The 13375-nt window shown below is 66.3% G+C and carries 14 protein-coding genes; 6 read left to right on the plus strand and 8 right to left on the minus strand.

Annotation, left to right across the window (positions count from 1 at the left end; translation table 11 throughout):
* Window positions 1-364 precede the first annotated feature (364 nt).
* On the minus strand, window positions 365-1003 hold the full coding sequence (locus GD429_RS08990; protein WP_152856616.1) for a LysE family translocator: 639 nt from the start codon (window positions 1001-1003) through the stop codon (window positions 365-367).
* A gap of 152 nt (window positions 1004-1155) precedes the next feature.
* Here GD429_RS08990 and GD429_RS08995 point away from each other — a divergent pair, with 152 nt between their 5' ends.
* The 3 genes from GD429_RS08995 to GD429_RS09005 all read left to right on the plus strand — a co-directional run bounded on the left by GD429_RS08995 (window position 1156) and on the right by GD429_RS09005 (window position 3862).
* A complete protein-coding gene (locus tag GD429_RS08995; RefSeq protein WP_152856617.1) occupies window positions 1156-1620 on the plus strand; it encodes a GNAT family N-acetyltransferase in 465 nt (154 codons plus the stop codon).
* Window positions 1621-1668: 48 nt separating this feature from the next.
* The gene (locus tag GD429_RS09000; RefSeq protein WP_152856618.1) at window positions 1669-2238 is read left to right on the plus strand and encodes a hypothetical protein; all 570 of its coding nucleotides are present in this window, start codon (window positions 1669-1671) and stop codon (window positions 2236-2238) included.
* 244 nt (window positions 2239-2482) lie between these two features.
* Window positions 2483-3862, plus strand: a complete 1380-nt coding sequence (locus GD429_RS09005; RefSeq protein ID WP_152856619.1) for an FAD-containing oxidoreductase — start codon at window positions 2483-2485, stop codon at window positions 3860-3862.
* A gap of 61 nt (window positions 3863-3923) precedes the next feature.
* Here GD429_RS09005 and GD429_RS40345 read toward each other — a convergent pair whose 3' ends face one another.
* Together GD429_RS40345 and GD429_RS09010 are read right to left on the minus strand one after the other, a co-directional pair.
* Window positions 3924-4085 (minus strand): hypothetical protein, encoded by a 162-nt coding sequence (locus GD429_RS40345; protein ID WP_193727081.1) that lies wholly within the window; start codon window positions 4083-4085, stop codon window positions 3924-3926.
* Between the two features lie 27 nt (window positions 4086-4112).
* Complete coding sequence (locus GD429_RS09010; protein ID WP_152856620.1) at window positions 4113-5006, minus strand: SDR family oxidoreductase; 894 nt, start codon at window positions 5004-5006, stop codon at window positions 4113-4115.
* Window positions 5007-5101: 95 nt separating this feature from the next.
* On the opposite strand from GD429_RS09010, the gene GD429_RS09015 reads away from it, so the two are divergent.
* Complete coding sequence (locus GD429_RS09015; RefSeq protein WP_152856621.1) at window positions 5102-5959, plus strand: helix-turn-helix transcriptional regulator; 858 nt, start codon at window positions 5102-5104, stop codon at window positions 5957-5959.
* 199 nt (window positions 5960-6158) lie between these two features.
* Window positions 6159-7388: a cyanate transporter gene (locus tag GD429_RS09020; protein WP_152856622.1), complete on the plus strand. Its 1230-nt coding sequence runs from the start codon at window positions 6159-6161 to the stop codon at window positions 7386-7388.
* Window positions 7389-7631: 243 nt separating this feature from the next.
* Here the strand turns inward: GD429_RS09020 and GD429_RS09025 are convergent, their stop codons facing one another.
* Window positions 7632-9155, minus strand: a complete 1524-nt coding sequence (locus GD429_RS09025; RefSeq protein ID WP_193727082.1) for a D-arabinono-1,4-lactone oxidase — start codon at window positions 9153-9155, stop codon at window positions 7632-7634.
* Between the two features lie 114 nt (window positions 9156-9269).
* On the minus strand, window positions 9270-9599 hold the full coding sequence (locus GD429_RS09030) for a hypothetical protein (protein WP_152856624.1): 330 nt from the start codon (window positions 9597-9599) through the stop codon (window positions 9270-9272).
* Window positions 9600-10774: 1175 nt separating this feature from the next.
* On the opposite strand from GD429_RS09030, the gene GD429_RS40350 reads away from it, so the two are divergent.
* A complete protein-coding gene (locus tag GD429_RS40350; RefSeq protein WP_175917505.1) occupies window positions 10775-11233 on the plus strand; it encodes a hypothetical protein in 459 nt (152 codons plus the stop codon).
* 167 nt (window positions 11234-11400) lie between these two features.
* Here GD429_RS40350 and GD429_RS09040 read toward each other — a convergent pair whose 3' ends face one another.
* The 3 genes from GD429_RS09040 to GD429_RS09050 form a co-directional block, all read right to left on the minus strand.
* Window positions 11401-11784 (minus strand): hypothetical protein, encoded by a 384-nt coding sequence (locus GD429_RS09040; RefSeq protein ID WP_152856625.1) that lies wholly within the window; start codon window positions 11782-11784, stop codon window positions 11401-11403.
* Window positions 11759-12118: a hypothetical protein gene (locus GD429_RS40980; protein ID WP_227791598.1), complete on the minus strand. Its 360-nt coding sequence runs from the start codon at window positions 12116-12118 to the stop codon at window positions 11759-11761. The genes GD429_RS09040 and GD429_RS40980 overlap by 26 nt, the downstream gene beginning before the upstream one ends.
* Before the next feature lie 97 nt (window positions 12119-12215).
* Window positions 12216-13106: an IclR family transcriptional regulator gene (locus GD429_RS09050; RefSeq protein WP_152856626.1), complete on the minus strand. Its 891-nt coding sequence runs from the start codon at window positions 13104-13106 to the stop codon at window positions 12216-12218.
* Window positions 13107-13375: the final 269 nt, after the last annotated feature.

The raw sequence follows: 13375 nt of genomic DNA on the forward strand, positions 1-13375 counted from the left end.
GCTCAGGTCGGCTCGGGTCGGCTCGGGTCACTCGGCTCGGGTCGCTCGGCACGGGTCGCTCGGCACGGGTCGCTCGGCACGGGTCACTCGGCTCGGGTCACTCGGGTCACTCGGGTCACTCGGGTCACTCGGGTCACTCGGGTCGCTCGGGTCGCTCGGGTCGCTCGGGTCGCTCGGGTCGCTCGGGCCGCTCGGACCGAGTCTGGTCGCCGGGAGCCTCTCCCGGTGTGTCATGAGCAAGAAGAACGCGTTTCCAGGCGACCGTCGGTTTCCGGAAGCGCGGTACGCGGTTCGGGCGGTTCGCTCCGGCAGCCGACCGGATGTATGGCCGCCCGCCGTGCATGCGGATCGGGAGTCGAAGCGCTCAGATCCCCGCTTTCGGTGCGTTCAGGATCAGCCGCAGCCCGAGCAGCGTGATCGCGCCGGCCGCGATGCGGTCGACCCACTTCTTCGCGCGCAGGTAGAGCTCGCGCGGCCGGCGCGTGGAAAAGCACAGCGCGACGATCGTGTACCAGCCGAATTCGACGCCGAACACGAGCGGCGGCAGCGCGAGGTAACACCACAGCGGCGGATGCTGCGGGAGCAGCGCCGCGAAGATGCTGCCGTACCAGATCGCCGTCTTCGGGTTGCTGAGCTGGGTCGTGAGGCCCGTCCAGAACGACTTGCGCGCGCTGCCGCCGGCCGCGGCCCGCGGATCGTCCATCGCGATCGGCCGGTCGGCGCCGCGCCAGATCTTCGACGCCATGTAGATCAGGTACGCGCCGCCCGCGACCTTCAGGCCGACATACAGCCATTCGACGGCCTGCAGCAGCGTATAGAGCCCGGCCAGCGCGACGCCGCCGAACACGATGCCGCCCATGCCCATGCCGAGCGCGGTGGCGAGCCCGTCGCGGCGCGACAGCCCGATCGAATTGCGGGCAACCAGCACGAAGCTCGGGCCCGGAATCATCGCGCCGAGCCACAGCGCGGCCAGGATCGCGAGTACGGCAGCCGATGCGGTCATCGAAGTCTCCTTGATCGGCGACGCCGATCCGCCGGCGCCTGCGTGTCGTTTCCGACGGTCCAGCCGTCGATTCTGGCACGCTTCGCGCGTGGCCGAAAGCGGCCGTGCGCTGCTATGCTGGCCCTCTTTCCCGTCATCCCGCGCCGCCGCCCATGATCGAGATCCGTGCCGCCCGTTATCCCGACGATGCCCGTGTCGTCGAGGCGATCTTCCGCGAGTACATCGCGAGCCCCACCGTCAGCCTCGCATTCCAGGACTACGAGCCCGAGATCGCCGCGCTGCCCGGCAAATACGCGGCGCCGCGCGGGTTGCTGCTGCTCGCATGGAATGGCGAGCGCGCGGTCGGCTGTGCGGCGTTCCGCGAAATCGACGCGGCAACGTGCGAGATGAAGCGTGTGTATGTACGCCCCGAAGCGCGCGGGTTGAACGTCGGCCGCCAGCTCGTCGAACGGCTGCTGCGCGACGCGACGGCGGCCGGTTATGCGCGCATGTGCCTCGACGTGCTGCCCGAGTTCGTCGCCGCAAGGCAACTGTATGCGTCGCTCGGCTTCACGCCCGCGCCGCCCGTCACGTTCAATCCGGTGCCGGGCACCGAGTTTCTCGGGCGCGATCTGTAACCCCGCGCAGCCGATCTACCTCTCCTCCGTTCAACCGGACACACAGCCATGCGCGTTCTTCGCCTGTCCATGCTGCTGCTCCCGCTGCTCGTGGCATGGCCTGCCGGCGCCCGCGCCGACGACCTGCCGAAGTCGATCGCCGCGCAACTGCCGCCCGGCTACGAGCCGTTCATCGCACAAGCCGGCCCGGACCTCGGCAACGGGCGGCACAGCTTTCTGGTCGTCGTGCATCGCGCGGTCGATACGCGCGAGCAGCCGTCGCCGCGCCCGCTGCTGATCTACGAGGAACAGGCCGACCACGCGTACCGGCTCGCCGCGCGCAACGACCAGGTCGTCCTGCGCGCGAACGAAGGCGGCCAGTGCGACCCGTTCGCGTTCGCCGACGACGGCCTCTCGGTGAAGGGCCGCTATTTCACCGTGCAGAACCTCGTCGCATGCGGGCAGAACTGGAGCGACTACGTGACGTTCCGCTACGACTCGCGCACGCACGGCTGGGTATTTTCGAACCAGATCGTCACCGAATCGTTTCCGCTCGACGACAAGCCCGACGACGTCACCGTCACGCGCGCCGATGCGCACCGGCCGGTCTCGTTCGGTCAATGGAAGCGCAAGGACTGAAACGACGGGCGCAACGCGACGCGACCGGTTGCATCGCGCGCCGACCGCGTCGTGCGCGGCCCGGTGCGCACACCGGTGCGCGGCCCGTCTGTCGCGCTCCCCGCGTCGCCCGCCCTTCCGGTGCTCGCGAGCGTACGCCAACAGGACTACCATAAGCGCTCGCCGTCGCGCGACCGTGCGCCGCCACCGCCGCGCGCGGCTCGCCCGCACGCCTTCCCTCGTTGCACCCGCGCAGGAGGACGTCATGACGCAACACTTCGATGCGATCGTCATCGGCACCGGGCAAGCCGGCCCGCCGCTCGCCGCGCGGCTGTCCGCCGCCGGCATGAAAGTCGCGATCGTCGAACGCGGCCGCTTCGGCGGCACCTGCGTGAACACCGGCTGCATCCCCACCAAGGCGCTGATCGCGAGCGCGTACGCCGCGCAGCTCGCGCGGCGCGCCGGCGAATACGGCGTGTCGGTCGGCGGCCCCGTCACCGTCGACATGAAAGCCGTGAAGGCGCGCAAGGACCAGATCTCCGGCCGCTCGAACCACGGCGTCGAACAATGGGTGCGCGGCCTCGCGAACACGACCGTGTTTCGGGGCCATGCCCGATTCGAGCGCGCCGACGCGGTGCGCGTGGGCGACGAACTGCTCGAAGCGGAACGCATCTTCATCAACGTCGGCGGACGCGCGCAGGTGCCGCCGATGCCGGGCCTCGATTCGGTGCCGTACCTCACCAACTCGACGATGATGGACGTCGATTTCCTGCCCGAGCATCTCGTGATCGTCGGCGGCAGCTACGTCGGGCTCGAATTCGGGCAGATGTATCGCCGCTTCGGGTCGAAGGTCACGATCGTCGAGAAGGGCTCGCGCCTGATTCGCCGCGAGGACGACGACGTATCGCAGGCCGTGCGCGAGATCCTCGAAAACGAAGGGATCGACGTGCAGCTCGACGCGAACTGCCTGAGCGCGCGACGCGACGGCGACGGCATCGCGGTCGGCCTCGACTGCGCGGGCGGCGGCCGCGAGGTCGCGGGCTCGCACCTGCTGCTCGCGGTCGGGCGCGTGCCGAACACCGACGATCTCGGGCTCGACCGTGCGGGTGTCGAGACAGACCCGCGCGGCTATATCGACGTCGACGAGCAGTTGCGCACGAACGTGCCCGGCATCTGGGCGCTCGGCGACTGCAACGGGCGCGGCGCGTTCACGCACACGGCATACAACGACTACGAGATCGTCGCGGCCAACCTGCTCGACAACGATCCGCGCAAGGTGTCCGACCGCATCACGGCGTACGCGATGTATATCGATCCGCCGCTCGGCCGCGTCGGCATGACGCTCGCGGAAGCGAAGCAGACGGGCCGCAAACTGCTCGTCGGCACGCGCCCGATGACGCGTGTCGGCCGCGCGGTCGAAAAAGGCGAAAGCCAGGGTTTCATGAAGGTGATCGTCGACGCGGACAGCCACGCGATCCTCGGCGCGTCGATCCTCGGCGTGACGGGCGACGAGGTCGTGCACGGGATGCTCGACGTGATGGCCGCCGGCGCGCCGTACACGACGATCAGCCGCGCGATGCACATCCACCCGACCGTGTCGGAACTCGTGCCGACGCTGCTGCAGGATCTGCATCCAGTCGAATGACGCGCGGCGCCGAAAGGCCGGCTGCGCTTCGATATCGCGGCCGCGCTCGCGAAGACGATCGTCATTCCGGCGCGGCCCGACTTCCGGCGGCGCTATCACAGATCGAGTTCGTGATCGGCGCAAGCGACCGGCCGGCCGCTCCGATCGATGAAAGCATCGAAAGCGTCGTGCGGGTCGGCACGCTGAAGAATTCGGGCATGGCCGCGCGCACGGTCGGCGCCATGCCGATGGTCACGTGCGCGCCGCCCGCTCAGCTTTCGAAATACCGCGGCCGGTCGATGTCGGCAATCAGCCCCGGCTGCTTCGGGGCCCAGTCGAGCGATGCACGCGTGCGCTCGCTGGTTGCGGGCGCATCCATCCCCGCGAACATCGCGAACCAGCCGAAGTGCTCGCCGGCTTCCGCCGCCGATTTCGCGACGACCGGCACGTTCAGCCTGCGGCCGATCACCGCCGCGATCTCGCGGAACGGCACCCCCGTATCGTCGACCGCGTGATAGCGCGCATCCGCCGCGCCGCGTTCGATCGCGAGCCGGTACACGCGTGCCGCGTCGAGCCGGTGCACGGCCGGCCAGCGATTGCCGCCATCGCCGATAAAGGCCGATGCGCCCTTCTCCCGCGCGACCGCGATCAGGTGCGGCACGAACGCGTGATCGCCGTCGCCGTGCACGGACGGCGGCAGGCGCACGACCGACGCATGCACGCCGCGCGCTTTCAACGCAGCCGCAGTGGCTTCGGATACACGCGGATAGGTCGGCGACGCCGGCACGTGCGGATCGTCCTCGGTCGCCGCGCGGCCGGGCGCGACGAGCGCGAGGCCCGACGTGACGACGAGCGGCCGCGCCGAGCCCGCGAGCACCGCACCGATTGTCTCGATCGCACGGCGGTCGAGTTCGCAGTTCTGCGCGAAGCGCGAGAAGTCGTGATTGAATCCCGTGTGGATCACGGCATCGGCGGCTTCGGCGCCGCGCGTCAGGCTGTCGAGATCTTCCAGCGATCCGCGATGGACATCGGCGCCTGCGGCTGCAACCGACGCGGCGGCCGCATCGGACCGTGCAAGCCCGAGTACCGAATGGCCGGCGGCAATGAGTTCGGCAACGACGGCGGAGCCGACGAATCCCGATGCTCCAGTGACAAAGACACGCATGTTCAGCACCTCCGGATGGAATGGAGGATTACTATCCGTCGACGGCCACTCGCGGTGAAGACGTGACGGTTTACCGGTAAACGAACTAACAGGCTATGGCAGACGCACCCGACAACCTGCTCGGCGCGTACCTTCGGGATCGCCGCGAGAAACTCGACCCGGCCGCACTCGGCCTGCCCGTCACGCGCCGCCGCACGCCGGGCCTGCGGCGCGAGGAAGTCGCGCAGCGCGCGCACGTGAGCGCCGCGTGGTACACGTGGCTCGAACAGGGGCGCGGCGGCGCGCCGTCGGCCGACGTGCTCGACCGGCTCGCGCGCGCGCTGATGCTGAACGAAGCGGAACGCGAGCACCTGTTCCTGATCGGCGTCGGCCATCCGCCCGAAGTGCGCTACCACGCGACCGACAGCGTGACGCCGCGCCTGCAGCACGTGCTCGATTCGCTCGACGCGAGCCCGGCGATCGTGCGCTCGGCGACCTGGGACGTCATTGCATGGAACGACGCGGCGGCCGCGACGCTGACCGACTATGCGACGCTGCCGCCGGAACGGCGCAACATCCTGCGGCTGATCTTCGTCGATCCGCGCGTGCGCGATGCGCAGTCGAACTGGAAACAGGTCGCGCGGTTCGCGGTGGGCGCGTTTCGCGCCGACGTCGCGCGCGGCGGCGCGACGCAAACCGTGCAGGCCTTCGTCGACGAGATGCGTGCAACGAGTGCCGAATTCGACGCACTGTGGCGCGATCACGATATCCGCGCGAATGAGGAAGGCACCAAGGAGATCCGTCATCCGGCCGTCGGGCGAATCGCGCTCGAATACTCGGCGTTCGCGGTAAACGGCCGGCCCGACCTGACGCTCGTGATCTTCACGCCGGAGACGGCCGCCGATCGCGCGCGTATCCGGACGCTGGTCGCGGCGCGCGAAAAAGCCGGCACGGAACACGCGTCGGCCGCGTAACGACGCCTCCACCGAAGCGCACGGCGACGGCCGGTCCCGCGCGGCCGCGGTCGCGCCCATCCGTCCCCGCCATCCCGCGTCGTCCCATCGCAATTCGCACTGGTTCCCAGTCGAATATTTAATTTTCACCTGGCGCGGCGCGCGCTTACCCTTTCGGCATCGCATCTCGGGGCCACCGGCCCCTCCCTGGAGCATCCCGATGACCGACCCCGGCACCGCGCAAGCCGTACACCGCCCGCACGCGGCTTCCGTGTCCTATGGCGCGCTCGCGTTGCTGGTGCTGGCCGGCCTCAACCTGCGTCCGTTCCTGACCGCGTTCGGCCCCGTGCTCGACGTCGTGCGCGCCGACACGGGCCTCGGCTTTCGCGCGGCCGCGCTGCTGACCACGCTGCCGTTCGTGCTGATGGGTGTCATCGCCGGGGTCGGCGTGGGGCTCGCGCGGCGCTTCGGCGAGCAGCGCGCGCTGGCCGCCGCGCTGGCGCTGATCGCGGCCGGCTGCACGGCACGCCTGTGGACCGGCGGCAGCGCGGGCCTGATCGCGACCGCGATCGTCGCGGGCGCCGGCGTCGCCGTCGTCCAGGCGCTCGTGCCGGGCCTCGCGAAACGCTGGTTCGTCGACCGGCTGCCGCTCGCGATGGGCCTCTATTCGGCCGCGCTGGTCGGCGGCGGCGTATTCGGCGCGGTCGCGGCGCCGTGGCTCGCCGCGCACGGCGGCTGGCATCTCGCGCTCGCCGTGTGGGCCGTGCCCGCGCTCGTCACGCTCGCAATGTGGCGCGCGAAAGCACCGCGCGACGTCGTGCATGCGACGGCCGCATCGGCGTCGATCACTGCGTTCGCACGCATTCCGCGCGCGTGGCAGCTCGCGCTGTTCTTCGGCCTCAGCAACAGCGGCTATGCGAGCCTCGTCGCATGGCTGCCCGCGTTCTACCGCAGCGTCGGCATGAGCGCGCAGGCAAGCGGCAACCTGCTCGCGTGGATGGCGCTGTTCCAGGCGATCGGCGCACTCGCGATGCCGATGTTCGCGAAACGTTCGCCCGACCGTCGCAACGTGCTGTGGCTCACGCTCGCGCTGCAGGCGGCCGGTTTCGCGGGGTTTGCGATGCTGCCCGCGTTCGCGCCGTGGCTCTGGGTCGCGAGCGTCGGCCTCGGTCTCGGCGGCTTCTTCTCGATGAGCCTGATCGTGACGCTCGACCACCTGCCCGACGCGCGGCTCGCGGGCGCGCTCGCGGCCTTCGTGCAGGGTGTCGGCTTCCTGACCGTCGCGGCAAGCCCCTGGCTGATCGGCTGGCTGCGCGACGCGGGCGGCGGCTTCGCGATCGCGTGGTGGATGCATATCGCGGTGATCGTGGCGATGGCCGCGCTGAACGCCGCGTTCTCGCCCGCCGGCTACCGGCACGGCATGGCGCGTATCACCGGCGCCGTTCACTGAACCGCATTCCCTGATCGCGACGAAGTATTTCCCGTTGGATATCTCTAACTGACGGATGTGGGCGGTTGTATCCGGCGAAAATGCGAAGGGACGTCGCGTGAGTGTGCGGCGTCCCTTGTTTTTTCGGCAACGGCATCGGCAACGGCGTCGACAACTACGGTTTCTCCGTTCCCCCGGGGACGCCATCATGCGACATGGGTTCCACTGAAAACTGGAAGTCGAGACTGGCCGAGGATGCAAGCATCAAGAGAACAACCCCTGCTCCGACAGGAACCGGTTGACGAACATGCCATCCGGATCGAGCCGGCGTCGCAGCGCGTCGAACTTGAGGAGGTTGGCCTGCGGATACAGCGCCTTCACGTCGAGATGCGGCGTAATGTATTGCCAGTTCTTGGCCCAGTGCGGCCGACCGTGCCGGGTCCCGATCCAGTCTGCCATGACGGCGTTGATCATCGCCAGGTGAGGGGCCATGGCCTGCGCGCGCTTGTTCGCGTCCGGCTCGGACTTCGGATAGGCGCTCAAGATTTCCATCCAGCACACCCGATCGTCGGCTGCCGTCGAAAAGGCGGGCGACAGCAGCGCCGGGCTAGTCCGCGTGAAGCGCGCATGAAGGCAGGTGGTCAGCGGGAAATCGCGCTGGAATTTGTACGCATAGTTCAAGGCCGCATACCAGGCACGAACCACGTTGTCCACGTTCCACGTCCCTCGCCCTGTTGCGGGAATGGGGATGGCGACCTCGAGATCGAGGATCGGAAAAGCCTGGTCGGCATAGAAGAGAACGCGCGGTGCCGGTGCAACGAAGCCGCCCTTGGCCTCGATGTCTCTGGCCCTGCTGCTGATCGTATCCCAGGCCGTGGACAGAACAAGCGGCCAGACCAGCGGGTGGGTCGCGGTCCACTCCATCACGGAGGTGGCCATCTTGTCGATCCAGCCATCGGGACGCAGCGGGACGTCCCGGGGCTCGTCCGACGTCCGGTTGAACTTCTTGATCCAGATCTGGCCGTTGTTGTAGCCGCTGCCCGGGAACCAGAACAATTCGACATAGTCGTTCTCGGTCACCAGCTTATGCAGGTTCTGCGGCCTGATCTCGCCGTCCGTGCCCTGCGGATTGGGACCCATCACGCTTTCGGTGGCCGTGACGATTTCCTGGTCGTGCAGATTGTAGAGCGGCTCCACCCGAAGGGTCAGCTCGGTAATGACGCCGAGGGTGCCGAGGCTGACGCGCACGGCGTCCATGTCGCCGGGGGTCGTGTCCTCGGAAAAGACATGAACCTGCCCGTCGGCGGAGACGAACTCGATGGCATGGACAAAATCGGAGACCGTTCTCTGGTCCCAGCCGGTGCCATGGCAACCGGCGGCGACGAAGCCCGTGGCATTGATCGACGCCAGCGCGCCGGTCGACGACAGGTACATTGGCGGCACGGCCGGGTCCGGCGCGGTGAGTGCGTCGCGTACCTCCGCCCAGGTCGCGGAAGGCACGAAGCTGACAAGATCCCGCCCCTTGTCCTGCCAACGCCATGCCTTTCGCGTGCCCTTGGCGAAATTCGACATGTCGACCAACGTCTCGCCGTTGTTGACGATCAGGGGACTGAAGGAATGCCCCGTACCGATCATCCGCAGCTTGTTCCCGCGCGAGCGTCTCACCAGCGCCTGCACGTCGGCCACGCTTGCAGGACGCTCGATCGCGTCCGGCACCGAGGTGAGATTGCCGGCCCAATTGGTCCAGCGGTTTTCATTGCCGTTGTTGCTGTCGTCCGGAATATTCATGACATACCCCTCGTCGGCCGCGGGAGTTTGCAGCCTGTGTCGCATATCTGTGCATGCTGTGCATGGCCCGAAGCGTGCGCCGGAGCGATACCCCGGCGAACAGGATCAGAAGCGTCAGTCTACGGAAATCAGGCCCAGCGTATTGCTCAAGGTCGTTCCGGTGATCGTGTAGTTGGCAGCAACCTGCAAACCCTTCTTGTATATGAAGGATTGCCTTGCTTCGTTATCGGTACCCCACACCACGAAGACGTAAAGGGAAACAATGCTGCCGTCAGGCACGCCCAGCTTGTCCGGATCGACGTCCTTGGTCTGCCCCAGAAGAATGTCTCCGGCACTACCGGACAGATGCTTCTCCCCATTGTCGTCCAGATAAGCGACTTCGCCCCTCGCAACAAACCCTCCGCCATTGTGCAGCGTGAACTTGCCGATTTGTGTCATAGCCATTTTCATTCTCCAAAAAGTATGAAAGGCACCACCTGAAAATCAGAAAGCCTGCCGATTACGAGAAAATTGAAAGCCCGTTGCGCCATACCAGGGCGCGCGCATGGATGATGGGTATATGAAAACCCACCTATATGTTTAAAAGGTTTGGAACGGAAATTTTACATAAGATTCATCTTCAGGACACTCCTTGTTGTAAACAACGGAAATCCAAAATCAAAAGTTCTTCTATCGATAAAATCCACGCCGGGAATTCGCCCGGTTCATCGCGCACATCCCGTCGCTGCGATTCTCAGCCTTGGTGGATTGGCAAAGATCCCCACGCTGTTGTTTTCCACGCGTGCATGGCGCACCTGCGCCGCAGCGCTTTCCTGCACGGCCTGTCTCGCCTCCTCGGGCGCTTCACGGTGCACAAGCCCGGGCAACGGCGTGATGCCCCGCTGCGTACCCGACCATGTCTCCCACGACTGCTCCTTTGACGCAACCCGATGCCGAGGCACGGCGACGTTATTTCCCCAGCATGCCGGTCATGGGTTTGCTTGAGCCGTTGAATACCGCGACATTACCTGCCGTGAGACACCTCCAGCAGTTGCGCTTGAAACAGATTCACGAAGACCGTTGGTAATACAGAACTCCAACCCTTTATTGCCTTTAATTATGAATGGGCATCGCGGGACTCTGCATCGACACAAGAGACGACATTGCAGTCACGTTCCTGACGGAACCGCTGCATAGCGTAGAAGGGATCCCCGATTCGCTTTTGTTTTGCATCGCTACCCCGGTAGCAAAAGAGCGTCTGTGCGGGGAATCATAGGATAAACATCTGACCGATACAAACGAAATCTGCGTGCATTGCACCGACTATCTTCAACACGGTACGCACGAATGCAAGCGCGAGTTTCCGCACACCCGGCGTCTGTGTGTAAGAGGAGCCGTGATAGCGTCCGCAACCCAACTTGCGGACGCTATCCATGACCCAGGATGACTTGAGCTGTTTGCCCTTGCGGCTGACACGCGTTGGCGCCGGCGGAAAGCGCGGCTTCGATGCCGATGTTCCGCGACACGCAAATGCCACACAAGCCGCAACTGCGTGTAGATTAGAACGTCGCTGCGACCCGCCACCGCGTCTTCGAATCGGTCGCCATCCGAGTCAGTCCTACAGTTGCACAGGAGCCGGCATGAATACGAAGCACAGCAAGAAAGGGCATCTCGAAGCCGCGGCATCGCATCACGAGCAGGCCGCGCGATATCACCGCGAGGCGTCGCGGCATTTCGAGGACGGCAAGGACTTTGCCCACGCAGCCCATCAGGCGATGATGGCTCACGGTCACACGTTGCATGCGATCGATCAGGCACACGACGCTGGCGCGCACGGTGCCAATACGCCCTCGACAACACCTCCATCGACCGGCTCGGCCGCAAGTGCCGCGGACGTCGCAAAACTTCATGCGGCGGCCGTCGAGCTTCACACGCAAGCGGCACAGCACATGCGCCACGCCGTCAAGCTCTTCGAGCAGGATCGCAGCGCGGCCACCCACGACGCCCAGCTGGCGCTCGCCCTTGCACTGCGCGCTTTGTCTCATGGCAACGAAGCAGCCAGACTATTCGTCAAGCTCGCTGTCAGTGGTGCTGCGTGAATCGAGGTTAGTCAGCTCTTGTTTGGCGGGGTATTCGGCGTAACGCGGCACCCGTTTGCGCATGCCGCACAGCACCGGGCGGGCTGTGGCGCGGACCCACGGTCGTGGGCCTCCCGTACCGATCCGCGCATCGCCAGGTATCGCGCAATCGAGCGTGCCGCTCGCGACTAGGCCGTTTGTCCCAGCAACTCCGTTGCGAACGATTTCGCATGCGCGACGGCCGCTTGCGGGTCCGGGAACACGCCGAGCTGCTCCCAATGCTCTTCGGCCGCGTACGTTCCCTTCACGCCGAGTGCCCGCTGAACGCGCAATTGCGCTGCGTATCGGCCGTCCTCCAATGGTCGGGCCGTCGCGATGACCTTGTGCGGAAGGTCGGATCTTTCCGGCTGAACCAACTCGACAGGGCCGCCTGGCGCACCGATATCCTTCAACTCGTTCCTCGCGTTGCAGTCCGGGCAGTAGAAGCACCACCCGTCGTCCTCTTGCCTGGACCTGACTTGCCCGCGAGCCAGCACGGCACGACATTCAACGTTTTCGCAGATGAACGGCATAGCAGTCTCCGGAGTAGTTTGGAAGAAATCCTAGCATGTCCGCCGACGGGCAACCATCGGCAATGTCGCGTTGCCCGACGCTGACGAAACCCTCGCGCGCGAGCCGCCGCCGGCACAACGACCGATCGGATCGATAGTGACTGCGCCCCCACCGTGTCGTCGGCTCGTCGAGCAGATGACGCAACCCGCTGCGTTCGATCATGAGTTCCGCGACTTCGTTCACACGCTCGAGAACCGCATTCTCACCGAACGACAGCACGCGCCCACCGACCATCGTCATGCACACATCCGCCGCGTTCGCGAAACACGTCACGCGATACACGAGCATGTTCATCGGCATCATGTGCGGCCGAAACAGGTCGACGATAAGACGCGAATGGCTCGCGTAAGCAAGCTGACGAAACGGCAACGCGCGGCGACGCGCGACGCCGTTATACGGTTTTCCCGGATAGCCCGTGCATCGGCCGCCGCAGCGCGGCGTCGAACGGGTTGGTGCGCGGCCCGATCGCGTCGGCCTGGCGCCGCAGCAGTTCGACGATCATCGGCATCCTGTCGTCGCCGAGCCTTGACGCGAGCGTGCCGACGCTCAGTGCGCCGACCGGGTAACCGGTGCGATCGAGGATCGGCACCGCGACGCCGGCCATCCCGTCGAGCACGCCGCTGTTGCGGCCCGCGTAGCCGAGCTGCCGCACGCGTTCGATCTCGGTGCGCAAGTACACCTCGTCGAGCACGCCGTAGCCGCGAATGCGCGGCACGTTGAAGCGGATCACTTCCTCGCGTTCGGCTTCGGGCAGGAACGCGAGGATCGCGAGGCTGCCCTGCCCGACGCCGAGCGCGATGCGCCCGCCGATGTCACCGGTAAACGAGCGGATCGGGAACGGCCCTTCGCACAGGTCGAGACACACCGCGTCGAAGCCGCTCTTTACGAGCAGGAAGATCGTTTCGCCGAGGCTCGCGCACAGCCGCAGCAGCGCGGGGCGGCACAGCGTGCGCATGCTGCTCGGGTTGCCGGCCAGCGCGGCCAGCGCGAAGAAATCGACGCTCAACCGGTACAGCTTCGACTGCTCGTCCTGCTCGACCATCCCTTCGGCGATCAGCGATTGCAGGATCCGGTGCGCGGTGCCCTGCGTGAGGCCGACGGCCTTCGCGAGATGCGTGACGCGCACGCCGTCCTGCTGCATGCCGGCCAGCGCACGCAGGATCGCGAACGCGCGCTGCAGCATGCCGGTGCCCGGCGCGCCGGCCGGATCGGCCTCGTCGTCGGCGCCGGGCGCGCGCGCGACCGGCGTGCCGGGCATTCCGGACGAAAGGGGTTCCTGCATGCCGGCTCTCCTCGACGATTTCATTGAACGGAATACGGTAGCCGCCATTGTCGTCCGGCCGAAATTCCGCGGGCATCCGGGTGTGTACGGGATTGACGCGTGCATTTCGCGGCCCGGCCACCCTTCATTCATCGGAACGATTTACGCGCGATACGTCGATCCGTTCCGCTCAACGGAATTTTTTCTAAATTCATCCCGTTCAGCAGAATTCGAAATTGACGCTCCGAAATATGGCTGGCTAGAGTCCGCGTCATCGGCGCACCGGCCAT

It is taken from the genome of Burkholderia sp. BE17, assembly GCF_009362305.1.
Classification (GTDB): domain Bacteria; phylum Pseudomonadota; class Gammaproteobacteria; order Burkholderiales; family Burkholderiaceae; genus Burkholderia; species Burkholderia pyrrocinia_C.

Excerpts from the sequence above, each read along its gene's own strand:
- GD429_RS09040 (WP_152856625.1), bottom strand. The coding sequence starts at position 11,784 with ATGCCGTTCATCTGCGAAAACGTTGAATGTCGTGCCGTGCTGGCTCGC.
- GD429_RS09000 (WP_152856618.1), top strand. The coding sequence starts at position 1,669 with ATGCGCGTTCTTCGCCTGTCCATGCTGCTGCTCCCGCTGCTCGTGGCA.
- GD429_RS08995 (WP_152856617.1), top strand. The coding sequence starts at position 1,156 with ATGATCGAGATCCGTGCCGCCCGTTATCCCGACGATGCCCGTGTCGTC.
- GD429_RS08990 (WP_152856616.1), bottom strand. The coding sequence starts at position 1,003 with ATGACCGCATCGGCTGCCGTACTCGCGATCCTGGCCGCGCTGTGGCTC.
- GD429_RS09010 (WP_152856620.1), bottom strand. The coding sequence starts at position 5,006 with ATGCGTGTCTTTGTCACTGGAGCATCGGGATTCGTCGGCTCCGCCGTC.
- GD429_RS09005 (WP_152856619.1), top strand. The coding sequence starts at position 2,483 with ATGACGCAACACTTCGATGCGATCGTCATCGGCACCGGGCAAGCCGGC.
- GD429_RS09025 (WP_193727082.1), bottom strand. The coding sequence starts at position 9,155 with ATGAATATTCCGGACGACAGCAACAACGGCAATGAAAACCGCTGGACC.
- GD429_RS09030 (WP_152856624.1), bottom strand. The coding sequence starts at position 9,599 with ATGGCTATGACACAAATCGGCAAGTTCACGCTGCACAATGGCGGAGGG.
- GD429_RS40345 (WP_193727081.1), bottom strand. The coding sequence starts at position 4,085 with ATGGCGCCGACCGTGCGCGCGGCCATGCCCGAATTCTTCAGCGTGCCG.
- GD429_RS09050 (WP_152856626.1), bottom strand. The coding sequence starts at position 13,106 with ATGCAGGAACCCCTTTCGTCCGGAATGCCCGGCACGCCGGTCGCGCGC.
- GD429_RS09020 (WP_152856622.1), top strand. The coding sequence starts at position 6,159 with ATGACCGACCCCGGCACCGCGCAAGCCGTACACCGCCCGCACGCGGCT.
- GD429_RS40980 (WP_227791598.1), bottom strand. The coding sequence starts at position 12,118 with ATGAACATGCTCGTGTATCGCGTGACGTGTTTCGCGAACGCGGCGGAT.
- GD429_RS40350 (WP_175917505.1), top strand. The coding sequence starts at position 10,775 with ATGAATACGAAGCACAGCAAGAAAGGGCATCTCGAAGCCGCGGCATCG.
- GD429_RS09015 (WP_152856621.1), top strand. The coding sequence starts at position 5,102 with ATGGCAGACGCACCCGACAACCTGCTCGGCGCGTACCTTCGGGATCGC.